Genomic DNA, 26,627 nt, shown 5'->3' with positions numbered 1-26,627 from the left:
TTGATGGAACGACCGTTTCAATGGATCAGTCGCATACTATCGCTTGGTCTTCGATACGATCAAGCAACAGCGGTCGGTCCAGCTTTTCAACAAGAGGCGTGGATTCGAAAAATAATGAAAGAAGCAAAGAAGCATACGTATTCGCTCGAAACGCCGCTTTCTGACGTGACGTTTATTTTATTAGATACAGAGACAACAGGTTTTTCTCCACAAAGGGGAGATGAAATTTTTTCACTTGCAGCCTTAAAAACAAAAAACGGTGAACCGCTTGATTTATATTGTTCCAACTTCCGACCAAAACGCCGCATTCCCGAACATGTTGAGGTGCTTACAGGGATAACAAACGACGATGTTGCATGCGCCCCGTTATTAGAGGAGGAAATTCATCATATTCTTTCTTTTTTGAACCATGGCATTTTACTCGGTTATCATATTCAGCATGATGTGGCGTTTTTAAATGAATTTTTATCACGAAATTATCGTACAGTTTTACAACAAACAACAATAGAAATGAGAAAAATTATGGAATGTATATATCACGACTCATTTCCGACGCTTGATGATGCTCTTTCATTTTATCATCTAACTCCGATTGATCGTCATACAGCAAAAGGAGATGTCATGAGTTTATTTGAAATGTGGAAGCGAGTGTTTATAGAGTTGCAACAGTTACAAATTGATACGTTGCACGACTTATATACGTTACTTAGTCAATGTTCGTAAACGAGCGTTGACTTTTTTTGCGAAAAATTATACAATTTGATTAACTTATATGAACATATATTCATATATTGAAAGAGAGGGGATCGTATGGAACATCAATATGAGCAGTTAGATGAAGAAACGCTTTTCATCGTATCACAAACATTTAAAGCGTTAAGTGACCCGACGCGTATTCGTATTTTACATTTGCTTTCATCTGGCGAGTTTTCAGTAACTGAAATTGCGAATCGGTTGTCACTTTTACAATCGACTGTATCCCACCAACTTCGATTTTTGAAAAACTTACGTCTCGTTAAATATCGGAGGGAAGGAACGACACTATATTATTCGCATGATGATGAACATGTTTTGCACATTCTTGAACAAACGATTCGCCATGCGCGCGATCATTAGGGGGGAATCAAATGAAAGAGTATGAAATCAAAGGATTAACATGCGCTAATTGTGCGCGGGCATTAGAAGAACAAATTCAGTCACTTCCATATGGCGACGGGGCAACGTTGAACTATAATAGCGGAAAATTACGCGTACATGAACGCATCGATTTAGAAAAAGTACGGACGATTTTAGCGACAGATGGGGCATATATAGCAGACGATGAACAGACGCAAAAAAAACGAAATCCGCTCCTCTATCTCGTAGGTGCCTCTCTTGTTCTTTTTTTGATGGCGCTTGTGCTTGAGCATTTGGACATAGATGGTGCGAGCATTGTTATTTATATGACTGCGATAGCACTGAGCGGATATAAAACATTCGTTAAAGGATTAAAAAATATCATTCGTTTTCGTTTTAATATGGATACGTTAATGACGATTGCTTTAATCGGCGCATTTGGAATCGGTGAGTGGAAGGAAGCGGCTGTCGTTGCTATTTTATTTGGTATTAACGAATATTTAGAAGGACTAGGGATGGAACGAGCGCGTCGCTCGCTTGATATGCTGCTGAAACAAGCGCCAAAAGAAGCACTTCTTATATCGAACGGAAACATGCGTGTCGTTTCCATTGATTCGCTACAAGTTGGCGATGTGGTGGTTGTTCGCCCTGGTGAAAAAATTCCCTCAGACGGTGTCGTTATTGAGGGGAAAAGCTCTGTGAATGAAGCAGCGATTACAGGCGAAGCCATGCCGATCGAAAAAGAATTAGGAATGAACGTGTACGGCGGAAGTGTAAATAATGAAGGGGTGTTACACGTTCAAATTACAAAACAATATAAAGACAGCTCTTTGGCGAAAATTTTACATCTTGTACAAGAAGCGCAAGAAACAAAAACACCACTTGAATTGTTTATTCATCGTTTTGCAAAATATTATACTCCCTTTATTATGATTGTTTCGTTATTCGTCATACTCGTTCCACCGTTATGGTTTGAAGCGTCTTGGCATGATTCGTTATATCAAGGGTTAGCTGTATTAATTGTCGGATGTCCTTGCGCCCTTATTTTATCTTCCCCGATTGCTTTGCTAGCGGGTATGACGCGGAACGCGAAGAACGGCGTGTTAGTGAAAGGTGGCGTTCATTTAGAAACACTTGGACGCGTACGTACGATTGCTTTTGATAAAACAGGAACGATAACAAAAGGAAAGCCACACGTAACAAATGTGATTGCATATAGCGATGAAAATGAACTGCTTTATATTGCTGCGTCTTTAGAAAGTGTATCTTCCCATCCGCTTGCACAGGCCATTGTCCAAAAAGCAAAGCAACATCATATTGCATACAAACAACCAGAACAAGTCGAAACACGAACAGGAAGCGGTATGGAGGGAAAAGTCGATGGGATATGGTATCGTATCGGAAACGAAAGAATGTTTGATCACCAATTGTTTACCGAACAAATTCAACAAGATGCAGAAAAGTTAAAATGTGAAGGGCGTACGATTGTTTTTGTCGCAGATGAACAACGTATACTTGGTTTATTTGGTATCGCTGATGAAATACGTGAAGAGAGTAAAAAGATCATTCAGCAACTACACCGTATTGGTATTCGGCGCACGGTCATGTTAACAGGAGATCACGAAAAAACAGCTAAACAAGTTGCTAAACAAGTTGGAGTGACACATACATTCGCAAAACTTCTTCCGGAACAAAAAGTAGAAAAAATAAAGGAGTTAATGAAAACAGATATAGTGGCAATGGTAGGAGATGGAATGAATGACGCCCCTGCCCTTGCTCATGCTCACGTTGGGATCGCGATGGGGAAAGGAACAGATAGCGCCATTGAAACTGCTGATGTCGTGCTTATGCAAGATCATCTCGAGAAATTGCCAGAGGCGATTGTTATTGCCCGGCGTGTAAATCGCACCATTCGTTTAAATATCGCAATCGCCCTTTCGTTAAAGGCAACGGCGCTACTATTAACCATTCCAGGTTGGTTAACATTATGGATCGCCATTTTATCGGATATGGGGGCAACGATTTTTGTTAGCATACTGAGCTTATTCATTTTATGGGAAAAGCGCACGATTTAAAGTTGTGCGCTTTTCTAAAAAAAGTATATTATTCAGAAATATTAGAAACGTTGTTGATTTTTTCACCGTTTTTAGTGAAAATGAAGATAGAACTTTAACAACAAAGAGGTTGAATAAAATGATGCAAGCAATCGCTGTTATGGACCCGAACGGAAAAATTTTAGGAGCGGATGAACATTTTTTTCGCCATTTTTATCATCTTCGTGTGAATCGAGAGCTGTTAAAAAAGTTGATTCATGATGCACAACATGGTCGCATCGTTTCGTATGATATTTTGAAGGAAGATGAGCGTAAAAATATATATGTTCAAGCCACCGCTCTATGTAACAAAACAGGTATGCTACAAGCCATCGTTGTGACGTATCGTGACGCACCGTTTATTGATATGCGTCTCACTTCTTCTATGGCTTCAATGGCGTCTGAATTTACATTTATTTTATCATCAGAAGGTGAAATTACATACGTTTCACCAAGCGCTCAACACGTGCTAAAATGCGCAGAAGAAGTGTGTAACCATGAGTTGTTTTCTTTCGTTCATCATGATGACATCCCGCTTTTGATGGAAAAATTACATACGATTTACGCGACAAAAGAGAAAGAAACAACTGTTGAATGTCGTTGGCGAACACACAAAGGGCATTTCATATGGATTGATATGCATGCTCAGCCGTTACTAAATGAAAAAAATGAGATAGAACACGTGATTGTTGTGGCAAAAGATATTACAAAATGGAAATGTTGTGAGGAAGAACTGATCAAATTAAAACATTTCGATTCGCTAACTAATATTCCAAACCGCTTTTATTTTGAAACGTATGTGCAACACATGATTCAAAAAATGCGTCCATTTGCATTATGCTACATTGATTTTGACAAAATTAAGTGGATTAACGATCATTTTTCATATCAAGCAGGGGACTTTTTTTTACAAGAGGCGGTTCGTCGCATTCAGCAACATTTGCAACAAGAAGACTTTTTTGCTCGTATCGGTGGCGATGAGTTTGTCATTGTGTTACATGATGTCAACAAAGAGACGATGGTTGCGCGCATGGACCATTTGCTTCAATCGTTTGTAGAGCCATTTCGATATAAAGAGCATGTCATCCAATCAGGTCTTTCTATTGGGGTGACGTTCTCTCCGCAAGATGGTACGGATTTAGACACGTTGCTGAAACAAGCCGACCAAGCGCTTTGCTATGCGAAGGAACGTGGGAAAGGGTATCACTTTTATCACCCTCAACAAAATCGAAAAACGATGATTGAACAAGAGTTACCGCTTGCGTTATTGAACAATCAGTTTTATTTATGTTATCAACCGAAAGTGTCGTTAGATAATAAATCAATTATGGGGGTCGAGGCGCTCATGCGTTGGACACACCCGACGCTCGGAGTGATCTCGCCATTAGAGTTTATCCCAATTGCTGAGAAAAACGGCTTCATTTTTGAAATTACAACATGGGTGTTAAAAGAAGCGTGCCAACAGGTAAAACAATGGAAAACTCATTTTCCGACATTAAAGCTCGCAGTAAACTTATCACCATTTTTACTCAATCGAAAAGAATTTGTGATGCATGTGAAAAATATTTTGCAAGAAACACAGTTTCCACCTAACTATTTAATTTTAGAAATAACGGAAAGCGGATTAATGGAAAACATCGAAACAGGAAAACATATTTTAACAGAGTTAAAACAGATCGGCATTCAAGTTGCGATTGACGATTTTGGTACCGGCTTTTCATCGCTTGCTTATATTCGCAATTTGCCTGTTTCGTTATTAAAAATCGATCGTTCATTTATTCGCGATATTACCGACAATTCGAAAGATGCAACGATCGTCGATACAATTATTCATCTCGCTAAAAGTTTAGATTTACAAGTGCTCGCTGAAGGGGTAGAACGCGACGATCAAGTCTCTTTATTACAGAAGATGGATTGTGATTTTGCCCAAGGGTTTTACTTTAGTCAATCGTTAGAAGCAGAAAAGTTACTTCAATGGCTTGAACAACATAATCAATCGAAAGAGGCGCTACATTAGCGTCTCTTTTCACGTTTTGTTCACATATATTTTCTTTTTTCTTCACAAATTTACATTAATGTGGATATATAAATGACAAACATGAGGACGGAGTGGACATGCGTAGCTTATTTTTTTTGCTCATACCGATCGTTACACTTTTGTTTACAAAAACGGTATATGGAGAAAAGATTGAAGCACATAAACAACTGCAACAAGCTATTGATGAAGCACATGCTGGCGACGTGTTAATCGTGAAAAAAGGGATATACAAAGGTCCGATCATCATTCATAAGCCGATTCATCTCATTGCTGAACCCGGAGCGGTAGTTGATGGGGAAGGAAGCGAATATGTTGTGACAATTCGTGCTCCTCGCGTTCATGTCGAAGGATTAACGATTCGCAACAGCGCATATGGAAAAGGAGCTGGTGTGCTCATTCAAAAAAGTTCACATGTTACGTTAAAACACGTACGTATAGAACATGTACATTACGGTGTTTATGTAGAAAAAGGAACAAATATCAACCTTTTAAACAATGTCATTCGTGGACGAGATATTCATTTCGCTCAACGAGGAAACGGTATTCACCTATTGAAGACAAGCGGGGTTGTTGTGCGAGAAAATCATATTTCACGTGTGCAAGATGGCATTTATTTAGATTGGGCTAAACATACAATGATCGAAAAAAAACGAAGTAACGAATGCACGCTATGCCATTCATTTCATGTATGCTGAAGACGGGATGGCAAAAGAAAATGTGCTCGCAGAAAATATTAATGGAATGATGATGATGATGTCCAAGCAGTTTACGATTGGATATAATACGATTGCTAAACAATTAGATTATCGTGGATACGGAGCGCTCATTTACGATAGTGAACATGTAGTGATGCACAACAACACCTTCCGTTATAATAGCACAGCTTTATCGTTACAAAACGCACGTCATTGTCATGTAAAAGATAATGAATTTATCGGTAACTATCGTGCATTGCACAGCTTATATGAAAATCCCAACATCATTGTTGTGAAAAATAAATTTTTAGGAAATATGGAAGATGCACTTATCCAAGGAGCGCCCATTACATTTGATGACGGAATAAAAGGGAATTATTGGGATGCTTATCAGTTTTATGATTTCAATGATGATGGAGTCGGTGATACCCCACATCGCATTCGTTCTATGTATAGTCGACTGCTGCGGAAATGGCCAAGTGTGCAATTTTATTTTCAAAGTCCGGCGTTATCACTTCTTGATACAACGGAGTCATTTTTTACGCAAGCACAGGCGCAAGGGGAAGACCGCTTTCCACTTATAGAAGTCGATCGCAATAAAAACGAAACAATCGAAAGATCGTGGAAACTGTTGCTGTTTGGAAGCATTTTATTTGTAAGCAGCTTGCTTATGATTGGATATGGAAGGAGAATGACATATGAAAAAAATTGCTAGCCTTTTCTTTGTATGTTTTCTCGTCGCATGTAGTGGAGCGAAAACGTACGAGCCTGAAGAAATTAATCCAGATATTGATGTATGTGTAGTTTGTAATATGAGTATAACAGCAGAACCATATGCTACAGAAATAATTTTAAAAGATGGAACGGTGCATAAGTTTGATGATATTGGGTGCATGATCGAGTGGATGAATAAAAGCAAAGAGGACATTGCAAAGAAATACGTTCGCGATGTAACAAACGGGGAGTGGATTGAGCTTGAGCACGCTGTTTTTGTATACAATCCAAATTATTGGACGCCGATGAATTATGGAGTCGTTTCATTTGCAAACGAAAAACATGCCAAAGTATACATGGAACAAGAAGGAAATGGAGAGTTATGGACGTATGAGCAATTAAAAAAACATCGGTGGGGATTTGAACAATGAATACAGCGATAAAGTACCAATGGATGATGATGATTCGTAGCAAATGGCTTATCACTTTTGCCGTTTTGTTTGCCGTTTTATCATCAACTCCTTTTGCTTGTCCCACTCGTTGCTTTATTAGCAGGTAGTTTGTTTATTGCGGGGGAAAAGGAAGACGGCCGATTATCGCTTATATTAACATATCCGGTTTCCACTCACTCTTTAACGCTTGGTTTATATGTGGGGAGCTGCATATCATTATGGACAGTTGTTGCGCTCGGGTATGGAAGTGCAAGTATCGCTCTTTTTGCAACAGGAGGGACGTGGTCGACGTTTGTTTTCCTTTCATTTGTATTCACCATTGTATTAACAAGTATTTTTTTAGCGATTGCTTTATTCGTTGGACTTGTTGCCTCTAATCGTTTACAAGCCCTCGGCATTAGTTTATTTATTTGGGCGTTTTCCGTTTTATTTTATGAATTTATCGTATTATTTTTATTATCAGTTGTTCCAAAGCAATGGACCATTTTTTTATTTGCTTTATCTATCATATTGAATCCGGTTGAACTCGTGCGTGTTTGGACCGTGGCTGCTCTGAAAAGTAGCGCACTATTTGGTCCGCAATTATATGAATGGTCAAAATGGGCAGAGAGTGCAAGTGGCCAGCTTACCTTTATTGCAATCGCATGCATATGGATCATTGTGCCGTTGTTTTTAGTAAACGTATGGATGAAACGAGGGAAACGTTATGCTTGAAGTGAGACAATTGACGAAAATATATAACGAACAAAATAAAGTAGAAAACATTTCTTTTTCTGTTCAAGAAGGACAATGTTTAGCGTTATGCGGCGGTAACGGTGCAGGAAAAAGCACGATTATTAAAATGCTAATCGGACAGCTCCCACCGACGAAAGGAGACATATATGTAAACGAACAACCAATTCAAAACAACGACAAGCAATGGTTTTCGTTTATGCCGGATCATCTTCAATTTCCCCCGCTTTTAACAGGTTATGAAGTGTTATCTTTATTCGGACAATGGCAAGGAGCAACAGACGAGCGGGTGAAACAATGTTTAGATGTTGTCGGACTGACGAATGATCAACATAAGCAAGTAAGGATGTATTCAAAAGGCATGCAACAGCGGCTCGCTTTTGCGCAAGCGCTCTTAGCGGATGCCGCATTGCTTATTTTAGATGAACCAACAAACGGTTTAGATCCGTATTGGGTATGGGAATTTAAACGACTTATTCGTTTGGAAAAGGAAAAGGGAAAAGCTATTATTTTTTCGACACATATGCTGTCAATAGTTGAGGAAATTGCAGATACTGTCGTATTTATTCATCAAGGACAAATGCTTATATACGATTCGGTTTCCGCGCTTTGTCAAGATGGAAAATCGTTAGAGTCTATATTTTTTGCACAAATTTCACAACATATGTCATACTGAAAAAGTAAGCAAATATTGCTTGCTTTTTTCATTCGAAGGGGGAGGTAAAGTGTTAAAATTATACGTCATTCGTCATGCTGAAACAGAGTGGAATGCACAACAGCGCATGCAAGGATGGAAAGACTCGCCTTTAACTGAAAAGGGAAAAAAACAGGCAGCACTTTTACACGATCGGTTTCGTACAGTCCCGTTTACTGCTGCGTATTGTAGTCCAAGTGATCGTACGAAAGAAACAGCACAAATTGTTTTAGGGCAACGTCATGTGCCAATATATTTTGATGAACGGCTACGTGAGATTTACTTAGGTGATTGGGAAGGGAAAACGATTGCAGAAATTGCGCAATCCGACGAGCAAAATCATTATCATTTTTATCATAACCCAGATGCATACAAGCCGATTATTGGCGAGACGTTTTTTGATGTTCAACGTCGAGCTGTTGCCACGATCCAACATATAGCTGAAAATCATTCAGAAGGTCATATTCTTATCGTTACACATGGCATGGTGATTCGCACGCTTCTTGTATATTGGAAACAACAAACGCTTGCGGAGTTGTGGAAAAATAGCCGTGTATACGGTACGAGTGTGACGATCGTATCGTTTGACGGGGAAAAGTGGGATATGGAATGTGAATCAGACATTTCACATCTTGAAAGTGGGCTGACACATTTATGAGAAAATGGATTATGTTTTTTACGGCAATTGTCTTTATTGTCGGTTGTACATCGCAAAATAAAGAGAAAACATTTGTTACGACAGTAGAATATGTTGTTGATGGGGATACAGTAAAAATAAAAAAAGATGGCGAAATCGTAACGGTTCGTCTACTAAATATCGATACCCCCGAAACGTATCGCGAAAAACAGGCGTATGGCGAAGAGGCAAAACAATTCGCTAAAGACGTTTTGCTTCACAAAAAAGTGACAGTTGAACTAAGCGCAAAAGAACAACCGTACGATCGTTATGGTCGATTGCTTGCGTACATATGGTTAGAGGATGGAACTTTATACCAAGAAAAAATTGTACAAGAAGGGTTTGCGCGTGTTGCTTACGTATTTGAACCGGACACAAAATATGCAAAAAAATTGTATAAAGTACAAGAAAAAGCGAAAAAAGCAAAAAAACGAATATGGAGTGTCGATGGATACGTGACAGAAGAAGGATTTAATATGAGTGTATGGTTAAATAAAGCTTCGTAAACGTGAAAAGGGCTGGATGAAACAGCCCTTTTAATGTGCGAGCATCGCTTGCATATCTTCTTCTACATTACCGATGAGCTTGAGACCGAACATGTCTTGCAATACGTGTAGCACACCTTCAGAAATAAAGTGCGGTGCTTTTGGTCCAATTCGAATGTCTTGAATGCCTAAACTAAACAATCCGAGTAAGATTGCAACTGCTTTTTGTTCAAACCATGAAAGAACGATGCTGACCGGTAACTCATTGACCTCACAGCCGAATGCTTCCGCAAGCGCCATTGCAATTTTGACAGTCGAAATCGAGTTGTTGCATTGCCCTAAATCAATATATCGTGGAATGTTCGTGCCAGGAACAACCCCGTAGTCGACATCGTTAAAGCGGAATTTCCCACAGGATGTCGTTAAAATGACAGTGTTTTTCGGTAACGATGTAGCTAACGTGCGATAATATTCACCGCCTTTTCCAGGAGCGTCGCAACCTGCGATAACGAAAAAGCGTTCAATTTTTCCTTCTTTTACAGCTTGAATAATTTCTGGTACAATTTGAATTACAGTTTCGTGATGGAAACCAGTCACTAACGTTTCATCCGATTCAATGTTTGCTTCTGGAAGTTGTAGCGCTTTCTCAATTAACGGCGTGAAATCATCGTTTTCGATTTTTTGCACATGTTCTAATCCGGCTACATCATATGAAAACATGCGATCAGCATATGAACCTTTTATCGGCATGACACAGTTTGTTGTCGCTAAAATAGCACCAGGGAATTTTTCAAATAGGCGACGTTGATCGTACCATGCTTTTCCGACATTTCCTTTCAGATGTTTATATTTTTTTAATTGTGGGTAACCATGTGCTGGAAGCATTTCGGAATGTGTGTAAATGTTAATTCCTTTTCCTTCTGTTTGTTTTAATAGTTGTTCAAGGGCAAATAAGTTATGTCCTGTAACGAGAATACATTTTCCTTCAATTCTATTTTGCGTTACACGAACAGGTTGAGGAATGCCAAGTCGTTCTGTATGTGCTCGATCGAGTAGTTCCATTACGCGAATGGCTGCTCTTCCGACTTTCATCGCCATGTCTATATGTTCTTGTACGTTAAAGTTAGAGTTTGTTAACGTCATATATAACGCTTCATGTGTCGTTGTATCAACGAACGGATCGGTATACCCAAGTTGATGGGCATGCGTGCGATATGCTGCAATTCCTTTTAATGCAAATACGATCGTATCTTGCAAACTTGCAATTGTTTCATCTTTCCCGCAAACTCCAACAACAGTACATCCCCCTGTTGGTGTTTGTTCACATTGATGACAAAACATTATGACCCCTCCTTTTCTTATTGACACTTTAACAATAGGAGAAAATATGTACGTCGTAAGTGATACATATCACACTTTCATACAAAAATGTGAACGAAATTTGACAATAATCCATATTGAATCAAGAGAAAAAATGTATTAAAATGAAAGAAAATTGAATCAATCAAACTACTAGGGGTGCCGGATGGCGATGGCTGAGAGGAAAACGCGCAATCAGTTTTCCAACCCTTTGAACCTGATCTGGTTTGTACCAGCGGAGGGAAGTAGGCTATGTTTTCAGTACGCAAACTAGTCGACTCTGTCCGACTAGTTTTTATTTTTTTAGGGGGAATGAATGATGAATGTAGGACAATGGTTAACGCGTGTTAGGAAGGAGTCACCACTCGTACATAATATGACAAATGTTGTGGTGACCAATTTTGTTGCGAATGGTTTGCTTGCTGTAGGCGCATCTCCTGTTATGGCGTATGCAAAAGAAGAAGTAGCGGATATGGTTCGGTTAGCTCGTGCTTTAGTGTTAAACATTGGCACGCTAAACGAAACAGACGTAGAGGCGATGTTAATTGCCGGAAAAGCAGCAAATGAGGCAAACATTCCTGTCATTTTCGATCCTGTTGGAGCTGGTGCGACAGCGTACCGCACCGAAACAGCCAGACGTATATTACGTGAAGTAAACATTTCGATTTTACGTGGGAACGCATCGGAAATTGCGAGCATTGCGGGTGAACAAGTACGTACAAAAGGAGTCGATGCAGGAGACGTTCAAGGTGACCTCGTGGATGTAGCGAAAAAAGCAGCACTCATGTTTCGCTCTGTAGTTGTTGTCACAGGGAAAGATGATGTAGTAACCGATGGAGAACGTATTGTAATCGTCTCAAATGGTGATGCGATGTTAACGAAAGTAACAGGGACAGGTTGTTTGTTAAGTTCGGTATTAGGTGCATTTGCGGGTATAGGAGACGATATGATGATGTCATCAGTTGCTGCCCTCGCTTATTACGGTGTGGCGGCTGAAAAAGCAGCCAAACAAGCAAAAGCACCTGGTTCTTTTCAACTTTCTTTTTTAAATGCTTTACATGAAACGAGTGCAGAAGAAGTTGATCAATACGCGCGTATTCAAGGGGAATAAATGATGAAGCAGAAGCTATCGTTGTATTTCGTTATGGGGAGTATCGATTGTACGAAAGATCCGCTCGCTGTGCTTGATGAAGCAATTAAAGGCGGTATTACAATGTTTCAGTTTCGCGAAAAAGGAAAGGGGGCGCTTACGGGGATTGAAAAATACCGCTTAGCCGAGAAATTACTTGAACGATGCCGAATGTATAATATTCCTTTTATCGTGAATGACGATGTCGATTTGGCCCTCGCTTTACAGGCAGATGGCGTTCATGTCGGTCAAGAAGACGAAGTAGCTGAACGCGTTCGCGATCGCATAGGAGATAAATATTTAGGCGTATCTGTTCACAACTTAAATGAAGTAAAAAAAGCGCTTGCTGCTTGCGCCGATTATGTTGGATTAGGCCCGATTTTCCCAACTGTTTCAAAAGAAGATGCAAAGCAAGCATGTGGACTGACGATGATTGAACATATTCGTGCCCATGAAAAACGTGTTCCACTCGTTGCGATCGGTGGAATTACAGAACAAACAGCCAAACAAGTGATCGAAGCGGGTGCAGACGGAATTGCTGTCATTTCGGCCATTTGCCGTGCTGAACATATTTACGAACAAACAAAACGACTATATGAGATTGTCATGCGTGCAAAACAAAAAGGCGACAGATGATGTCGTCTTTTTGTTTTGTTCTGTGCAGGATTTTATTCATATATGTCGAAAGAAAATAGCGAACAAACGAAAGAGGGGATGGAGAAGATGGAACATATCGTACTATCATACGAAAATCGCGTCGCAACCATTGAATTGAATCGTCCGAATGCGCTAAATGCTTTACATGAACAAATGTTAACAGAGTTGTTACAAGCGTTAAAAGAAGTTGAAGCAAGTGAAGCGGATATCGTCATCATTCGTGGTCGTGGCAAAGGATTTAGCGCAGGGGGCGACATTAAGACGATGTTGCAATCAACGAATGAACATTCATTCATTGAAGTGATGGAAACGATTAAACAAATAGCGATGACATTGCATCAATTGCCGAAACTAACGATTAGCTACATACATGGTGCTGCTGCAGGATTAGGATTTAGTTTAGCCCTTGCTTGCGATCATGTAATCGCAAATAAACAAGCGCGCGTTGCAATGAATTTCATTGGCATTGGTTTAGTTCCAGATGGTGGGGGACATTTCTTTTTAAATCGAAAAATTGGAGATGTCAAATCAAAACAAATCATATGGGAAGGAAAAATAATGAGTGCACAAGAGGCATATGAAGTGGGACTCGTTGATGAAATCGGTGATGAACAAGCGATTCAGCACAAAGTGAATGAATGGCTAGCAAAACCGATTCGTGCGATGATTGCGACGAAGCAGTTATATGCTCGTTTAAGCGAACAACAGTTGTTGAACACGTTGCAAATGGAGACAGCGTATCAAGCGGAAATGCGCAAAACAAAAGACCACGAAGAAGGGATTCGCGCCTTTTTAGAGAAGCGACGTCCGCATTTTAGCGGAAAATAAAAAATTTGCAAAACTTTCATCTTTAAGCTATCTTTTTCGGGTTTGCAACGTGTATAAATGAAATATACAACAATATAACGAAAAGGACGGCTGAAGATGGAAGTAGTAATTATTGATGACTATATGCCGACATTAGAAATGATGGAAGCGATGCTTGAACATATCGAAGGCATTTCTATTCATTTATTTGAAGATGCGGATAAGGCATATGCCTATATTTTATCTCAACAAGTCGATGTCATTTTAATGGACATTTGTATGCCAGAAACAGATGGGATTGAGTGGTGCCGACGATTCAAGCAACACGAGCAATTACAACATATTCCCGTATTAATGGTCACCGGTTACGATGATGAACAGAAATTAGAGGAAGCGTTTGCGGCGGGAGCGTTTGATTACATTCGCAAGCCGTTTACAATGGTCGAACTCGTTGCACGTGTTCAATTGGCGTATCGCCAAAAAGAAACGATGGACCAACTAAAACGAACAAATGAAGCATATATGGAAAGTTATCGGCATATGTGGACGATGCAAAAAAAGATGAACGAAGACTTACACTTAGCTCGGCTCGTTTAAGAAGGTTTACTTCCTGAACCGCTGAATAATGAACATATCCATTTGATTGGAACGTATATTCCTTCAACGCAACTATCTGGCGACTTATATTTTTGGCAACAAGTTCGCCCGCATTTATCAGATGGACTCATAGAAGTTTTAGGCGAAGATTGTTCCAATAAGCTTATGCATACGATGCGTACCGCTCCATCGTTTGAACATATGGTAGAGAAGTCGTTTGAACATATGGTAGAGAATATGGAAAAACAAACGCAACATGGCAAAAGAGATGACGACATGACGTTCGTCTCTATTCATATCAAATAAGCGATCTGTTAACAGATCGCTTATTTGATGTTTACAATTTGATCGAGTTAACAAATAGATAATATGTGTTTAATCGGTGCAGAAACACCTGTCATTTCTATACTCATTTTAACATTTACGAATTAAACTTTTCCGTTAACTCTTGATTTAAATCGTTTAACTGTTCGGCCATTTCAGCAATTTGTGAGGCAGCAGATGAAATTTCATCAAACATTTGGTGAAACTGTTCGATGACTGAAGTAAATTGGTCAATTTTTTTACTTGTTGACTTTACATCAGTAACAGATTGGTCAAAGATGTGAATAATGCTTTCGTTTGCTTGTCGGAATGCTCGCGTTTCCTCGACAATTTGTTGAAACGCCTGCTCAAATTTACGAATCGTTTGTTGCACAATATCAATGTGATTTTGAATGTAGTCAAGCGATTGTTCCGTCTGCGTTGCAAGCTTTCGCACCTCATTCGCAACGACCGCAAATCCTTTTCCGTGTTCACCCGCACGCGCCGCTTCAATGTTGGCATTTAACGATAAAATGTTCGTTTGATTGGAAATGCTGCGAATCGCATTGACGATTTCTCCGATTTTTCGCGAGCTATCTGTCAGTTCGTTTGTAAGCGACTTTGTTCCTTCGATTAATGTAGCGACACTATCTAATTTCGTTAACGTTTGTTTTACATCTTCTTTTCCTTTTTCGACGCGTTCGCTCATTTGAACGGATTGGCGTTGAATGCTTGCTACTTCGTCCAACATTCCTTGCACATTTTTTTGTACTTCAAAAATAGAAGCAGTCGTTTCTTCTGCGCTTGAAGCAAGCGTTGTCGATGATTCTGTTAAACGATGCTGCAACTCTGCAATTTCGTTTAACTTCATCATGGACGATGTATACGACTCAATATACGTTTCGATTGCGATTTGCATATCGAAAGAACAAAGCTTAGCAAACGAACAATATATGTTTGTCGCTTCTATTGGAGGTAATTCTTCCATCAATATACGAAGCACTTCGTTTTGAATGATTGTGTAAGCACCTAAGTACCATTCTGGAAACAAACCGATTCGGTTATGAACATTGCCGATCACTTTGCGACGAATAATATATTGCTCACCAATTTCACCCGATACCATATCCATTAAATACGCGCGCAACGTTTGTTTTAAGCGATCAATCGTTGAATGATTATCAATAATGCGTCTTAAATGAGGCATTTGCCCAACTTGATCGTAAAACGCATTGACGATTCGTTCGACATGTTTTGTAAAAAGCGGGCGAATCGAAGCAAGTCGTTGTACATCTTCCTCTGTTAATCCAACGAAAGAAACTTGCTGTTTACGATCGCTTGAAAGGAGTTGTCGATAATACGTTGCAACGTGTGAAGATGTAGAAGGACGAACATTCATATCTTCATTTTCTTTTTGATGTTTTTTGCGGAACAGCTGAATGGCTCCACGTTCATTAAAAAGAGTGTGAAATGGACATTTTGACATCGTTTCCCCTCCAGTTTTCATAAAAATCCCCTAAAATGTTATATCATGTACGGCAAAAAGAAGAAGGAAAATTTTTATGTTATTTCCGAGGGAAGCGCAAAAAATGACAAAGTTTTCCCTACTTGTCGAACAAAGAAGAACGAAGTAAAATGTTTATTTGTGAACAATAAGAATAGCGGAGAGAGAAGCGATGAGTAAAAAAATTTTATATTTATTTTTTGTGCTAGTAGGAGCTACAGTTATCATTTTTGCGAATATGAAACATAACATTTATACGTTCATGTAAAATAGGTATTTCCATTAGTACATGTATACCCCTTTGCACATACGCTAGAAGTGTAACAAACTTTAATACGAAAGGGGTATGAAATATGCATTGTCGTCCAAATATGATGCCGCCAATCGTTCACCCAACAAAATGTTGTACACAACATCAAATGCAAACAACGATTGTGCCGCACATTCATCCGTCACATACGACGTATGTGAACCATCATGTATTTCAACATCAACATTATTTTCCGCATACGCAATCTGTTGTAAACGATGTATCCCATCAACATGTTGTTTGTCCAGGACCTGGTCCGTTTCCACGTCCATTTTAACCGAAGGCAATTCGCCTTCGGTTTTTTGTCGAAAAAAAGACGAAGTTTGTGAAAATGAAAAATTGACAACGACTGCTTTTTTTGAAAGAATAGGTGTAGACATGGATAATTGAGGTGAGCAAACGTGCTGTCGGACCGCATCAACTTAACAGCAAAAGACATTCTTGAAAAAGAGTTTAAAATAAGTATGCGCGGATACAATCAAGATGAAGTTGATCGCTTTCTTGATTTAGTCATTAAAGACTATGAAACATTTCATCAAATGATTGAACAATTGCAACAAGAAAATGCAAAATTGAAAAGCCAATTGCAGGAGGCACAAAAACGTCAGCCATCTCAAACAGGAACGACGAACTTCGATATTTTACAACGTCTTTCCAATTTAGAAAAACATGTTTTCGGAAACAAACTTTACGAATAAATATTCCAACCTTTTCTATTGATTTGGCTTATCGTTTCGGATATACTAGCATATGCTTACATGAATCATGTTCGGGTAATCGCTGCGATGTGTATGCATCGTAGAGGAAAGTCCATGCTCGCACGGTGCTGAGATGCCCGTAGTGTTCGTGCCTAGCGAATTCATAAGCTAGGGCAGTCTGGCGATGCGCTGGGCTGACGGCAGGGAAAGAGCCTACGTCCTTCAACGGATATGGCTCGACTACCTTTAAAGTGCCACAGTGACGTAGTCTTGCTGGAAACGGCAAGAGTGGAACGCGGTAAACCCCACGAGCGAGAAACCCAAATGATGGTAGGGGCACCTTCTCAAAGGAAATGAACGGAGAGAAGGACAGGCGTACAGCCTGTAGATAGATGATTACCACCGAAGTACGAGGCGCAAGCCGTTTGCAGTACGACGGAACAGAACATGGCTTACAGAACATGGTTCATGGCACCACTCTCCTGCACAACATCAGGAGAGTTTTTGTTTTTTGGGGGAATATGAGGGGAGAGTTTGTGGTGAACAAAAAATTGTCATCTTTGTTTGAAACACATACATTTTTATCTATTGCCCATACGATTATTCAAGAAGCGGACGAAGGAATGATTGTGACGGATAGTGAAGGGCATATTTTGTTAGCTAACCCAGCTTTTGAAACGGTGACGGGTTATACGCAAGAAGAAGTGCTCGGTAAAAAACCGAATATTCTTCGTTCTGGACTACACGATCGCAAATTTTATGAAAACATGTGGGAAACGATACGTGATCATGGCGTTTGGAAGGGGGAAATTTGGAATAAACGAAAAAATGGTGAGTTGTTCGTCGAGTGGCTAACAATTAAAGCTATTTATGATGCCGCAGGAAGACCAACGCATTATGTAGCCATTTTTTCAGATGTCACACAACATAAGCGAACGATGGAGCAACTTGCTCGATTATCGAACTACGATTTGTTGACCAACGTTCCAAATCGACAATTATTTACGAAACGTCTACAACATTTGCTTGATATGGCACGCCATTACAATCAACAGCTAGCGATTTTATTTCTTGACTTAGATCGATTTAAATATATTAATGACGAACTCGGTCATTATAGTGGAGACATATTGTTAAAAAAAGTGGCCAATCGTCTAAAAAAGCGACTGCGCACGAAAGATACGTTAGCTCGCATTGGTGGAGATGAATTTGTTGTTATTTTACCTAAACTAAAAGACGTTCAAGAAGCTGTTAGCATAGCAGAACAAATGATTGAATCATTACAAGCTCCTTTTCTATTACATAACAAAGATATATACATCTCGGCAAGCATTGGGATAAGCATGTATCCGAACGACGGAGATGATGGGGAAACGTTATTACGTCGTGCCGATCGCGCTATGCAAAAAGCGAAAGAAAGCGGAAGAAATCGTTTTGAACTATATACGGCTAAATTAGACTATCAAAGCGAAGTAGTGACGTTAGAAAATTATTTGCGAAAAGCGATTGAACGAAATGAATTATTTGTTTGCTATCAACCGATTGTCAATATGAAAACGAAAAAAATTGAAGCATTAGAGGCGTTAATGCGTTGGAAACAACCGAATATCGGGTTCGTTTCTCCTGCGCAATTTATTCCATTGGCAGAAGAAACAGGACTGATTGTTCCGATGACGAAGTGGCTATTCGAACAAGCATGTGTACATACGAAGGCGATTCATCAATTCGCTCCCCACGTAAAAATCGGAATAAACATTTCTGCTGTTCATTTTCAACAAGATGATTTCGTTCAGCAATTATCGACGATCGTCAAAAAACATGATGTACATCCGCGCTTTTTTAAATTAGAACTGACGGAAAGTACGATTATGCCAAATGCAGAGGAATCTGTTCAAAAACTTGTACAGTTAAAACAGTGTGGTTTTAAACTAGCTATTGATGACTTTGGGACAGGTTTTTCTTCATTAAGTTATTTGCATCGTTTCCCAATCGATATTTTAAAAATTGATCAATCGTTCATTCGTCGCCTCTCTTTATATAGCGATGATGCGACGATCGTCTCAACAATTATTATGATGGCGCATCATTTGCATTTATCTGTCGTGGCCGAAGGGGTCGAAACAGAGCAACAATATGAATTTTTAAATAAACAACAATGTGATATGGCACAAGGATATTACATTGCTAAACCGATGCCAATCGACGAGGTACAACAATTTGTTCAAGAATGGGACGAATACATCAATGAAAGGTGAATGAATATGGGACAGATCACATTAATTGCTACTGCAGCAATGGGGCTTGAGTCGATCGTTGCAGATGAAGTGCGTGCGCTCGGGTATGATTGTCAAGTGGACAATGGAAAAGTGATGTTTGTGGCGGACGAGCGAGCGATTTGTCGCACAAATTTATGGCTTCGCACAGCTGACCGTGTAAAGGTAAAAGTAGGGGAATTTCGCGCAACGACGTTCGATGAGTTATTTGAACAAACAAAAGCGCTCCCATGGGCACAGTTTTTGCCGGTTGATGCCCAATTCCCTGTTGTAGGAAAATCAGTCAAATCAACATTGTTTAGTGTATCCGATTGCCAAGCGATTGTAAAAAAGGCGATTGTAGAACATTTAAAGCAACATTACGGTGTTTCTTGGTTTGAAGAAACGGGTGCGTTGTTTCGTATTGAAGTTGCTCTCCATAAAGATGTTGCTACATTAACGATCGATACGAGCGGGGCAGGGTTGCATAAAAGAGGATATCGCGTAAAACAAGGAGAAGCACCATTAAAAGAAACATTAGCGGCAGCGCTTGTTCGGTTGACGAATTGGACACCAGATCGTCCATTCGTTGATCCGTTTTGTGGGTCGGGAACGATTGCGATTGAAGCGGCACTGATTGGTCAAAATATCGCACCAGGATTTAACCGCGATTTTGTATCTGAACAATGGAGTTGGATTCCGCCTCATTTATGGGATGAAGCGCGGGAAGAAGCGGAAGATTTAGCACGCTATGATCAACCGCTACATATTGTCGGATTTGATATTGATCACCGCATGGTCGACATCGCGAAAACAAACGCACAAGAAGCAGGATTAGCAGATTTAATTACATTTAAACAAATGCAAATGAAAGATTTTCGAACGAAAGAGGAATATGGCGTCATCGTCGGCAATCCTCCTTATAGTGAACGATTAGGAGAAAAGGAAGAAGTAGAACAGTTATATCGGGAAATGGGAAAAACATTCGCTGCACTCGATACGTGGTCGATTTATATATTGACCTCTCACCGCCATTTTGAGCAATTGTACGGGAAGCAAGCGACAAAACGTCGAAAACTATTTAACGGTTTCATTGAAACACAATATTATCAATTTTGGGGACCTCGTCCACCACGTTATTAGAAAAAGCTGTCTTGTTGGCAGCTTTTTCTTTTCAACTTCATTGACTTCTTTCCTTTTTTGAACGATAATTAATGTTTGTGTACTTCGTTTAAATTGATGGAGGGACTAAAAAAGTATGAGCAAATATCCGTTTGCATTAAGTAAAAATGAAAATTTTTTTGATAAATTAAATGAATGGATCGGGGACGTATTTTACGATATTTTACCAGAAGCAGGTTTTGAATTACGTGATGAGCAAATTTTTATGGCATTTCAACTTGAGCGAGCGTTTAAAGAGAAAAAAGTGATGTTTGCTGAAGCCGGAGTAGGAACAGGAAAAACGATTGTATATTTACTTTACGCCATTTGCTATGCACGATATATCGGAAAACCTGCCATCATTGCATGTGCAGATGAAACATTAATTGAACAGCTTGTAAAAAAAGAAGGAGATATTGCTAAAATTTCACGCGTTTTAAACATAAACATCGACGTTCGCCTAGCGAAGTCGCCCGATCAATATTTATGTTTAAACAAATTAGACGATATATTGATGACGGAAGAAGAGGAATTATATGAACAAATTTTTGACGAATTGCCTTCATTTGTTCATGACCATGCTCCGCTCCAAACGTTTTACCATTATGGCGATCGAAAAGATTACGCTCACTTAAGCGATGAGCAATGGTCAAAAATTGCTTGGGATCCGTTTCAAGACTGTTTAGCGTGTGAAAAACGTCATCGTTGTGGGCAAACGTTATCGCGCGATTATTATCGCAAAGCGACGGATTTAATTATTTGTTCTCACGATTTTTATATGGAACATATTTGGACGTATGAAGCACGGAAACGTGAAGGGCAGTTACCACTTTTACCTGAAGCGAGCTGTGTCATTTTTGATGAAGGACATTTATTAGAATTTGCTGCTCAAAAAGCGTTAACATACCGTATGAAAGAGACGACGTTAGAAACGTTGCTTTCTCGTTTATTAGAAAATGATATTCGCGAACAATTAGCTTATTTAATCGAAGATACATTAGAACTTAGTACACGATTTTTTGATGAATTGATGAATCATGCTAAAGCGGTACCAGGATCCAATCGTCAAGAATTAACGTTCACTCCGTCTCTTTTACAACTAGCACAAACGTTACGAACAAAAGTTGAACAAATTGGAGACGAGCTCGTATTTGAGAGTGAGACGTATACGATCGACCATTATCAATTGAAAGTTGTTGATGAATACTTAGATCAAATTCACCATTCACTATATTTATTCATTCATAATCGAGATGCGATTACATGGCTTGAATCGTCGCTCGATGGCAACACGCTTGTTATTATGCCGAGAACAGTACAAGAAGTGTTGCGCGAAAAAGTTTTTTCTAAACATATTCCATTTATTTTTTCATCTGCTACATTATCGAATGAAAAATCATTTGATTATATGGCAAAGAGTCTAGGTATTGATGAGTATTTATCATTTCATGTTGATTCTCCATTTGATTATGAGGAACAAATGACAATTTACATGCCGATATTTGAAAATAACGAACGCATATTTGAAAAGAAATACGCATACGCTATCGAAAAAATTCGGGAAACAAACGGGCGTGCACTTGTGTTGTTTCCAACGCGTGAACAATTAAATGAATTTAAAGCTCGTGCTCAGCAAGAAGAAGGATTCACCTTTTTATTTGAAGGGGATCAAGAAATTAGCGAACTTGTTTCCCGTTTTCAAAATGAAGAAGAAACAATTTTATGTGCCCAACATTTATGGGAAGGATTAGACATTCCTGGTCCGTCACTAAGCAACGTCATCATTTGGGCGCTCCCTTATCCGCCAAATGACCCTGTTTTTCAAGCGAAACGAAAACAAACAGACAATCCATTTTGGGAAGTGGACGTTCCGTATATGATTTTACGATTACGACAAGGGGTAGGCCGACTTATTCGCCAACGAGATGATCGGGGAATTGTATGTATTTTTGTGACAGACGATGAACCTATGCAAGTGATTGAAACAATAAAGCGTGTACTGCCGACAGACGTACATCAAAAATAAAGGAATAATTGTAAGTATTGTAGAATAACAAATACAATGGAATGGAGGGGAGAAGATGAAAAAAAATATTCAAGAAATTGAAAAACAGTTTTTGCAATATGTCAAAAAAATAATGGCATATAAAGAAGCGATTTCGCTTATGTATTGGGACTTACGTACAGGGGCGCCGAAGAAAGGGATTGACCAACGTTCGGAAGTGATCGGGATGTTATCACAAGATGTGTTTCATATGTCAACGTCCGAGCAAATGGCCGCATATATTGCGGAACTTTCAGCGAAGTCTGTACAAGAACAAGTATCGTCGGTCACTCGTTATACGTTAGCAGAATGCCAAAAAGAGTACGAACGCAACAAAAAAATTCCTGCTGATGAATACAAACAATATGTCATTTTACAATCGAAAGCAGAGAGTGTGTGGGAAGAAGCGAAAGCGAAATCTGACTTTTCGCTTTTTGAACCATACTTAAAGCAACTTGTTGATTTCACGAAACGCTTTGTCACATATTGGGGGACAAATGGACACCCATATAATACGTTATTAGATTTATACGAACCTGGTGTGACTGTCGACTTGTTAGATGATGTGTTTTCAAAATTACGCAATCATATTGTTCCGCTCGTTCAACAAATTAACGAGTCGCGACACAAGCCGGAAACGAATTTTTTATTTCAGTCATTTCCGAAAGAAAAGCAACGAGCGTTTAGTTTAGTCCTCTTAAAAGAATTAGGCTACGATTTTGATGCAGGACGACTTGATGAAACTGTACATCCTTTTGCGATAACGTTAAATGAAGGGGATGTCCGAATTACAACAAAATATGACGAAAACGATTTTCGAACAGCAGTATTTGGTACAATTCATGAATGCGGCCACGCTCTTTATGAACAGAACATCTCTAAAGAATGGGCAGGTACACCGCTTTACGATGGTACGTCGATGGGCATTCATGAGTCGCAGTCGCTGTTTTATGAAAATTTTATTGCTCGTCATTATTCGTTTTGGAAGCGATATTATAGCTTGCTACAACAATATGCTCCGCATTTTGTTGACGTTTCATTGGATGATTTTTATCGCGCAATTAATGAGTCCAAACCGTCTCTTATTCGCATTGAAGCGGATGAGTTGACGTATCCATTACATATTATCATTCGATATGAAATGGAAAAAGCGTTGTTTGATGACGCAATTGAAGTAAGAGATTTACCACATATTTGGAATGAAAAATATGAGGCGTATTTAGGTGTTCGTCCAAAACGTGATGCAGAAGGGATTCTTCAAGATGTTCATTGGGCTGGGGGAAGTTTTGGTTATTTTCCGTCATACGCCCTCGGATATATGTATGCCGCCCAGTTTAAATATGCAATGGAGAAAGAGTTGACAAATGTTGATCAGTTGATTGAAAACGGGGAATTCGGGCGTATTCGAGAGTGGCTTACAAACCATATTCACCAATATGGAAAGACGAAAAAGCCGCTTGAGATTTTGTACGAAGTAACTGGAGAGGGGTTAAATCCAACTTACTTGATTCGCTATTTGGAAGACAAATATAAACATATTTATCGATTATAAAAAACCGGGCAAACGCCCGGTTTTTTTTACCAAAGTTTAAATCCTTTTGAGCCAGGAGGTGCATTTTGGATCATATCGATAAATGGAACAGTATATGCAATTAAAATGAGTACAACAGCAATGCCGATCCATAATTTCCAGTTTTCAAATACGAGTGGTGTACGCTCAGCCTGTTCAGCAACTTCAGCAACTGGAAACTCTGTCTCGCCTTTTGGAGCGAAAAATGCTAAGTTTGTAACGATAATGAGCACAAGAATAATACCGATGAATAAGATTGTTCCTCCAACTGCTTGAGCGATTTGGTAAGGAATCCACTCTAGCGCTTGTGGTGCATCTCCGTATGTTGAAAATGCTGAACGGCGAGGAGCGCCAAGCAACCCTGCAAAGTGCATTGCACTAGACATGAAAATCATACCAATCGACCAAACGATCGTTTGAATGATCGCCAAACGGTTCATCGCTTTTGTCATGACACGTCCCGTTAAGTGCGGGATGAGCCAATATGCTGCGCCAAAAAATGTCAACACAACTGTTGTAGCTAACGTTAAATGGAAGTGACCAGTTACCCAAATTGTGTTATGAACGACTTGGTTTAATTGGTGTGATGCGTTTATAAGACCACCAGCACCGGCAGGGATAAAGAACAACATACCGATAAATGGTGCAAAGAAGCGGGCATCACCCCATGGTAATTTTCGTAACCATCCGAATAATCCTGTCGCTCCTTTTGAGCGCCCATACATTTCAAATGTTGCAAACATCGAAAACGCGGTCATGAGTGATGGAATAACGACCATAAACGTTAAGATAACTTGTAAGTATTTCCAAGCTGGATCGATTCCAGGTTCCACGAGTTGATGGTGGAAACCGACAGGAATCGAGAAAATTAAGAATAAAATGAACGACATGCGAGCAAGTGAGTCAGAAAACATTTTTCCGCCAATAATTTTTGGGATAATCGCATACCAAATCATATATGCAGGCAATAACCAGAAATATACGAGTGGGTGACCGAAATACCAGAATAATGTTCGACTCACAAGTACGTTAATACGATCGACATAACCTAATGACCAAGGAATAAGTTGGAATAATACAGTTGCTGCAACACCTAGCGAGCAAACGAGCCATAACACCATGTTAACAACAGACATGAACGTAAGTAACGGACTTACTTGACCAGGATGAGCTTTTTTCCATTTTGCATAATGAGCGAACATCGCAAATCCACTCACCCAGCTCCCGACAACAACAAGTGTTAAACCAATATAAAAACCTGCGTGTGCTTGTAGTGGTGCATAGAATGTATATAAAACAGAAGCTTCGCCAATTAAAATGTAAAAGGCAGTAATGGCTGTACCAATTGTCATGAGCCAAAAACCGACCCATCCCCAAAAGCGTGCGCGATCAGAAAGCGTTCCAGCCGTCCGACTTACAGCTGCAAATTGAAAACCGATAATGAAAAATGTAGTTAAAACGAGTCCAAGCAATACGCCATGCGTTGTTAAAATTGTATAATAGCTAATGCCTGCTGGCAATTCGAATTTTCCAGAGCGTACAAGCACCTGTAATAGACCAGCGAGTCCTCCTAACGCCAGAGCAACGAAGGCGACATAAATATGAGCCATGGCTAATTTGCCATCACGTGCATCTACTTTCCAAGTTTCGTTCATCATTGTTCAACCACCTTCACTTTCGCTGTCATTAAGTGGTGACCGGCACCGCAATATTCGTTACATAAAATGACATATTCACCGACTTTATCGAATGTTTGTGTATAGCTGCTTACATAACCAGGTTCAACCATCATATTTACGTTTGTTCCGGCCATTTCAAATCCGTGAATGACATCTTTCGTTGCTACGTTGATCGTTACTTTTGCTCCTTTTGGAATTTCGACTTGATTTGGCGTGTACGCAAATGCAGAAGCAACGATATTGAGTTGATATTCATTGTCTCCAGTTTTAACAAGACCAGGTTTATCAAATGGTGGTGTTTGATCGACTTTTTCCGGATCGATCGTTGTTAAACAGCTTGGCGGCTGTGTTCCTTGTGCGAATGCACCAACTCCTAAGACAGCTAAAAATACGAATAATGAACCGATGCCGAAAAACAGCCAAATTTTTTCATATTTATGCATGTGCATAACGTCCCGTCTCCTTTCTCTCTATAAACGATTCAAAAACAAGAAATATACGCTTACCCACGTGAAAATGAGGAAAAATCCTAAAAATAAAACAGAAGCGAGCGTTCCTTTCAATGTAGGCTCTTTCTCCACTTTTGTTTTTGGGGTGTTTGTGTTTAATTGGGTTTTCATTTTTATTCCTCCTTTCCTAAATAAACCTTAATTAGAAATGTATACACTTACATCATACAAAACAATTTGCGAAATGAAACGCTTTCTTCGTACATTTCACAAATTGTTCATTCGTTACTTTACCATCATCATAACCGTAAAAATAAGGAGTATCTGTGACTTTTGTCACACGAATTTTGTGAGGTTGTGAAAGAAGTGTGAAATATTTAGAAAAATATGGATAAAAAATAAAAAAAGAAGCT

27 protein-coding genes, 1 other RNA gene and 1 riboswitch are annotated in these 26,627 nt (G+C 39.4%); of the genes, 23 read left to right on the top strand and 5 right to left on the bottom strand.

The genetic code is table 11. The features are described 5' to 3' along the window. Window positions 1-3: 3 nt before the first annotated feature. The 11 genes from ETB99_RS03865 (at window position 4) to ETB99_RS03820 (ending at window position 9,716) form a co-directional block, all read left to right on the top strand. The gene (locus ETB99_RS03865; protein ID WP_129000313.1) at window positions 4-723 is read left to right on the top strand and encodes an exonuclease domain-containing protein; all 720 of its coding nucleotides are present in this window, start codon (window positions 4-6) and stop codon (window positions 721-723) included. Window positions 724-810: 87 nt separating this feature from the next. Further along, entirely contained in the window at window positions 811-1,116 is a 306-nt protein-coding gene (locus ETB99_RS03860; protein ID WP_004890247.1) for an ArsR/SmtB family transcription factor, read from the top strand. Between the two features lie 11 nt (window positions 1,117-1,127). Next, window positions 1,128-3,191 carry a heavy metal translocating P-type ATPase gene (locus tag ETB99_RS03855; protein ID WP_171699934.1) on the top strand — a complete coding sequence of 688 codons (2,064 nt, stop codon included), beginning with the start codon at window positions 1,128-1,130 and terminating at the stop codon, window positions 3,189-3,191. Window positions 3,192-3,309: 118 nt separating this feature from the next. Continuing rightward, window positions 3,310-5,226 carry a sensor domain-containing protein gene (locus ETB99_RS03850; protein ID WP_253263539.1) on the top strand — a complete coding sequence of 639 codons (1,917 nt, stop codon included), beginning with the start codon at window positions 3,310-3,312 and terminating at the stop codon, window positions 5,224-5,226. Between the two features lie 98 nt (window positions 5,227-5,324). After that, window positions 5,325-5,942, top strand: coding sequence for a right-handed parallel beta-helix repeat-containing protein (locus ETB99_RS14940; RefSeq protein WP_253263538.1), 618 nt, complete (start codon window positions 5,325-5,327; stop codon window positions 5,940-5,942). Between the two features lie 7 nt (window positions 5,943-5,949). Then, window positions 5,950-6,657 carry a right-handed parallel beta-helix repeat-containing protein gene (locus tag ETB99_RS14935; protein WP_253263537.1) on the top strand — a complete coding sequence of 236 codons (708 nt, stop codon included), beginning with the start codon at window positions 5,950-5,952 and terminating at the stop codon, window positions 6,655-6,657. Then, window positions 6,641-7,087 carry a nitrous oxide reductase accessory protein NosL gene (locus tag ETB99_RS03840; protein WP_004890257.1) on the top strand — a complete coding sequence of 149 codons (447 nt, stop codon included), beginning with the start codon at window positions 6,641-6,643 and terminating at the stop codon, window positions 7,085-7,087. Before ETB99_RS14935 ends, ETB99_RS03840 begins: the two co-directional genes overlap by 17 nt. A gap of 57 nt (window positions 7,088-7,144) precedes the next feature. After that, complete coding sequence (locus ETB99_RS03835) at window positions 7,145-7,822, top strand: ABC transporter permease (protein WP_253263536.1); 678 nt, start codon at window positions 7,145-7,147, stop codon at window positions 7,820-7,822. Beyond that, complete coding sequence (locus ETB99_RS03830) at window positions 7,815-8,516, top strand: ABC transporter ATP-binding protein (protein WP_064220765.1); 702 nt, start codon at window positions 7,815-7,817, stop codon at window positions 8,514-8,516. The genes ETB99_RS03835 and ETB99_RS03830 overlap by 8 nt, the downstream gene beginning before the upstream one ends. A gap of 49 nt (window positions 8,517-8,565) precedes the next feature. After that, entirely contained in the window at window positions 8,566-9,192 is a 627-nt protein-coding gene (locus ETB99_RS03825) for a histidine phosphatase family protein (RefSeq protein WP_129000311.1), read from the top strand. Next, complete coding sequence (locus ETB99_RS03820; RefSeq protein WP_171699933.1) at window positions 9,189-9,716, top strand: thermonuclease family protein; 528 nt, start codon at window positions 9,189-9,191, stop codon at window positions 9,714-9,716. The genes ETB99_RS03825 and ETB99_RS03820 overlap by 4 nt, the downstream gene beginning before the upstream one ends. Window positions 9,717-9,746: 30 nt before the next feature. On the opposite strand, the gene hcp is transcribed toward ETB99_RS03820, so the two are convergent. Beyond that, window positions 9,747-11,036 (bottom strand): hydroxylamine reductase, encoded by a 1,290-nt coding sequence (gene hcp / locus ETB99_RS03815; protein WP_171699932.1) that lies wholly within the window; start codon window positions 11,034-11,036, stop codon window positions 9,747-9,749. Window positions 11,037-11,199: 163 nt separating this feature from the next. After that, window positions 11,200-11,315, top strand: a riboswitch (TPP riboswitch). A 55-nt stretch (window positions 11,316-11,370) separates the two neighbouring features. Between hcp and thiM the strand changes: the two genes are divergently transcribed. The 5 genes from thiM to ETB99_RS14925 all read left to right on the top strand — a co-directional run bounded on the left by thiM (window position 11,371) and on the right by ETB99_RS14925 (window position 14,550). Next, window positions 11,371-12,165: a hydroxyethylthiazole kinase gene (gene thiM / locus ETB99_RS03810; RefSeq protein ID WP_129000309.1), complete on the top strand. Its 795-nt coding sequence runs from the start codon at window positions 11,371-11,373 to the stop codon at window positions 12,163-12,165. Further along, a complete protein-coding gene (thiE, locus tag ETB99_RS03805; protein ID WP_129000308.1) occupies window positions 12,166-12,819 on the top strand; it encodes a thiamine phosphate synthase in 654 nt (217 codons plus the stop codon). It abuts the gene before it with no gap. A gap of 42 nt (window positions 12,820-12,861) precedes the next feature. Beyond that, the gene (locus ETB99_RS03800) at window positions 12,862-13,668 is read left to right on the top strand and encodes an enoyl-CoA hydratase (protein ID WP_077428437.1); all 807 of its coding nucleotides are present in this window, start codon (window positions 12,862-12,864) and stop codon (window positions 13,666-13,668) included. Between the two features lie 96 nt (window positions 13,669-13,764). Beyond that, a complete protein-coding gene (locus tag ETB99_RS14930; RefSeq protein ID WP_253263535.1) occupies window positions 13,765-14,244 on the top strand; it encodes a response regulator in 480 nt (159 codons plus the stop codon). 42 nt (window positions 14,245-14,286) lie between these two features. Continuing rightward, entirely contained in the window at window positions 14,287-14,550 is a 264-nt protein-coding gene (locus ETB99_RS14925) for a SpoIIE family protein phosphatase (RefSeq protein WP_253263534.1), read from the top strand. A gap of 115 nt (window positions 14,551-14,665) precedes the next feature. On the opposite strand, the gene ETB99_RS03790 is transcribed toward ETB99_RS14925, so the two are convergent. Continuing rightward, entirely contained in the window at window positions 14,666-16,033 is a 1,368-nt protein-coding gene (locus ETB99_RS03790) for a globin-coupled sensor protein (protein ID WP_077428930.1), read from the bottom strand. A 371-nt stretch (window positions 16,034-16,404) separates the two neighbouring features. Here ETB99_RS03790 and ETB99_RS03785 point away from each other — a divergent pair, with 371 nt between their 5' ends. The 7 genes from ETB99_RS03785 (at window position 16,405) to ETB99_RS03755 (ending at window position 24,068) form a co-directional block, all read left to right on the top strand. Beyond that, window positions 16,405-16,638, top strand: a complete 234-nt coding sequence (locus tag ETB99_RS03785) for a CotD family spore coat protein (RefSeq protein ID WP_009361305.1) — start codon at window positions 16,405-16,407, stop codon at window positions 16,636-16,638. A gap of 124 nt (window positions 16,639-16,762) precedes the next feature. After that, on the top strand, window positions 16,763-17,059 hold the full coding sequence (gpsB, locus tag ETB99_RS03780; protein WP_004890279.1) for a cell division regulator GpsB: 297 nt from the start codon (window positions 16,763-16,765) through the stop codon (window positions 17,057-17,059). Between the two features lie 67 nt (window positions 17,060-17,126). Continuing rightward, window positions 17,127-17,519: RNase P RNA component class B (gene rnpB / locus ETB99_RS03775), an RNA gene on the top strand. Between the two features lie 61 nt (window positions 17,520-17,580). Then, a complete protein-coding gene (locus ETB99_RS03770) occupies window positions 17,581-19,314 on the top strand; it encodes a putative bifunctional diguanylate cyclase/phosphodiesterase (protein ID WP_171699931.1) in 1,734 nt (577 codons plus the stop codon). Between the two features lie 6 nt (window positions 19,315-19,320). Next, on the top strand, window positions 19,321-20,454 hold the full coding sequence (locus tag ETB99_RS03765; RefSeq protein WP_077428431.1) for a THUMP domain-containing class I SAM-dependent RNA methyltransferase: 1,134 nt from the start codon (window positions 19,321-19,323) through the stop codon (window positions 20,452-20,454). 115 nt (window positions 20,455-20,569) lie between these two features. Next, window positions 20,570-22,498, top strand: a complete 1,929-nt coding sequence (locus ETB99_RS03760) for an ATP-dependent DNA helicase (protein WP_077428430.1) — start codon at window positions 20,570-20,572, stop codon at window positions 22,496-22,498. 55 nt (window positions 22,499-22,553) lie between these two features. Further along, window positions 22,554-24,068 (top strand): carboxypeptidase M32, encoded by a 1,515-nt coding sequence (locus tag ETB99_RS03755; protein WP_171699930.1) that lies wholly within the window; start codon window positions 22,554-22,556, stop codon window positions 24,066-24,068. 26 nt (window positions 24,069-24,094) lie between these two features. Here the strand turns inward: ETB99_RS03755 and ETB99_RS03750 are convergent, their stop codons facing one another. Genes ETB99_RS03750 through ETB99_RS03740 form a run of 3 tightly spaced genes read right to left on the bottom strand, consistent with a single transcriptional unit; the run spans window position 24,095 to window position 26,385 of the window. Further along, on the bottom strand, window positions 24,095-25,744 hold the full coding sequence (locus ETB99_RS03750; protein ID WP_171699929.1) for a b(o/a)3-type cytochrome-c oxidase subunit 1: 1,650 nt from the start codon (window positions 25,742-25,744) through the stop codon (window positions 24,095-24,097). Continuing rightward, complete coding sequence (locus tag ETB99_RS03745) at window positions 25,741-26,214, bottom strand: cytochrome c oxidase subunit II (protein ID WP_006318623.1); 474 nt, start codon at window positions 26,212-26,214, stop codon at window positions 25,741-25,743. Before ETB99_RS03745 ends, ETB99_RS03750 begins: the two co-directional genes overlap by 4 nt. Before the next feature lie 21 nt (window positions 26,215-26,235). Beyond that, window positions 26,236-26,385: a cytochrome c oxidase subunit 2A gene (locus ETB99_RS03740; RefSeq protein ID WP_003396066.1), complete on the bottom strand. Its 150-nt coding sequence runs from the start codon at window positions 26,383-26,385 to the stop codon at window positions 26,236-26,238. Between the last annotated feature and the right edge of the window lie 242 nt (window positions 26,386-26,627).

Origin of the sequence: Anoxybacillus sp. CHMUD, assembly GCF_013096965.1 — a bacterium.
GTDB lineage: Bacteria > Bacillota > Bacilli > Bacillales > Anoxybacillaceae > Anoxybacillus > Anoxybacillus kestanbolensis_A.
Note: the sequence above shows the minus strand (reverse complement) of the source record. Positions and strands in the feature narration are given on the sequence as shown.

Excerpts from the sequence above, each read along its gene's own strand:
- ETB99_RS03865 (WP_129000313.1), top strand. The coding sequence starts at position 4 with ATGGAACGACCGTTTCAATGGATCAGTCGCATACTATCGCTTGGTCTT.
- ETB99_RS03860 (WP_004890247.1), top strand. The coding sequence starts at position 811 with ATGGAACATCAATATGAGCAGTTAGATGAAGAAACGCTTTTCATCGTA.
- ETB99_RS03855 (WP_171699934.1), top strand. The coding sequence starts at position 1,128 with ATGAAAGAGTATGAAATCAAAGGATTAACATGCGCTAATTGTGCGCGG.
- ETB99_RS03850 (WP_253263539.1), top strand. The coding sequence starts at position 3,310 with ATGATGCAAGCAATCGCTGTTATGGACCCGAACGGAAAAATTTTAGGA.
- ETB99_RS14940 (WP_253263538.1), top strand. The coding sequence starts at position 5,325 with ATGCGTAGCTTATTTTTTTTGCTCATACCGATCGTTACACTTTTGTTT.
- ETB99_RS14935 (WP_253263537.1), top strand. The coding sequence starts at position 5,950 with ATGGCAAAAGAAAATGTGCTCGCAGAAAATATTAATGGAATGATGATG.
- ETB99_RS03840 (WP_004890257.1), top strand. The coding sequence starts at position 6,641 with ATGAAAAAAATTGCTAGCCTTTTCTTTGTATGTTTTCTCGTCGCATGT.
- ETB99_RS03830 (WP_064220765.1), top strand. The coding sequence starts at position 7,815 with ATGCTTGAAGTGAGACAATTGACGAAAATATATAACGAACAAAATAAA.
- ETB99_RS03820 (WP_171699933.1), top strand. The coding sequence starts at position 9,189 with ATGAGAAAATGGATTATGTTTTTTACGGCAATTGTCTTTATTGTCGGT.
- hcp (WP_171699932.1), bottom strand. The coding sequence starts at position 11,036 with ATGTTTTGTCATCAATGTGAACAAACACCAACAGGGGGATGTACTGTT.
- thiM (WP_129000309.1), top strand. The coding sequence starts at position 11,371 with ATGATGAATGTAGGACAATGGTTAACGCGTGTTAGGAAGGAGTCACCA.
- thiE (WP_129000308.1), top strand. The coding sequence starts at position 12,166 with ATGATGAAGCAGAAGCTATCGTTGTATTTCGTTATGGGGAGTATCGAT.
- ETB99_RS03800 (WP_077428437.1), top strand. The coding sequence starts at position 12,862 with ATGTCGAAAGAAAATAGCGAACAAACGAAAGAGGGGATGGAGAAGATG.
- ETB99_RS14930 (WP_253263535.1), top strand. The coding sequence starts at position 13,765 with ATGGAAGTAGTAATTATTGATGACTATATGCCGACATTAGAAATGATG.
- ETB99_RS03790 (WP_077428930.1), bottom strand. The coding sequence starts at position 16,033 with ATGTCAAAATGTCCATTTCACACTCTTTTTAATGAACGTGGAGCCATT.
- ETB99_RS03785 (WP_009361305.1), top strand. The coding sequence starts at position 16,405 with ATGCATTGTCGTCCAAATATGATGCCGCCAATCGTTCACCCAACAAAA.
- ETB99_RS03770 (WP_171699931.1), top strand. The coding sequence starts at position 17,581 with ATGAGGGGAGAGTTTGTGGTGAACAAAAAATTGTCATCTTTGTTTGAA.
- ETB99_RS03765 (WP_077428431.1), top strand. The coding sequence starts at position 19,321 with ATGGGACAGATCACATTAATTGCTACTGCAGCAATGGGGCTTGAGTCG.
- ETB99_RS03760 (WP_077428430.1), top strand. The coding sequence starts at position 20,570 with ATGAGCAAATATCCGTTTGCATTAAGTAAAAATGAAAATTTTTTTGAT.
- ETB99_RS03755 (WP_171699930.1), top strand. The coding sequence starts at position 22,554 with ATGAAAAAAAATATTCAAGAAATTGAAAAACAGTTTTTGCAATATGTC.
- ETB99_RS03750 (WP_171699929.1), bottom strand. The coding sequence starts at position 25,744 with ATGATGAACGAAACTTGGAAAGTAGATGCACGTGATGGCAAATTAGCC.
- ETB99_RS03745 (WP_006318623.1), bottom strand. The coding sequence starts at position 26,214 with ATGCACATGCATAAATATGAAAAAATTTGGCTGTTTTTCGGCATCGGT.
- ETB99_RS03740 (WP_003396066.1), bottom strand. The coding sequence starts at position 26,385 with ATGAAAACCCAATTAAACACAAACACCCCAAAAACAAAAGTGGAGAAA.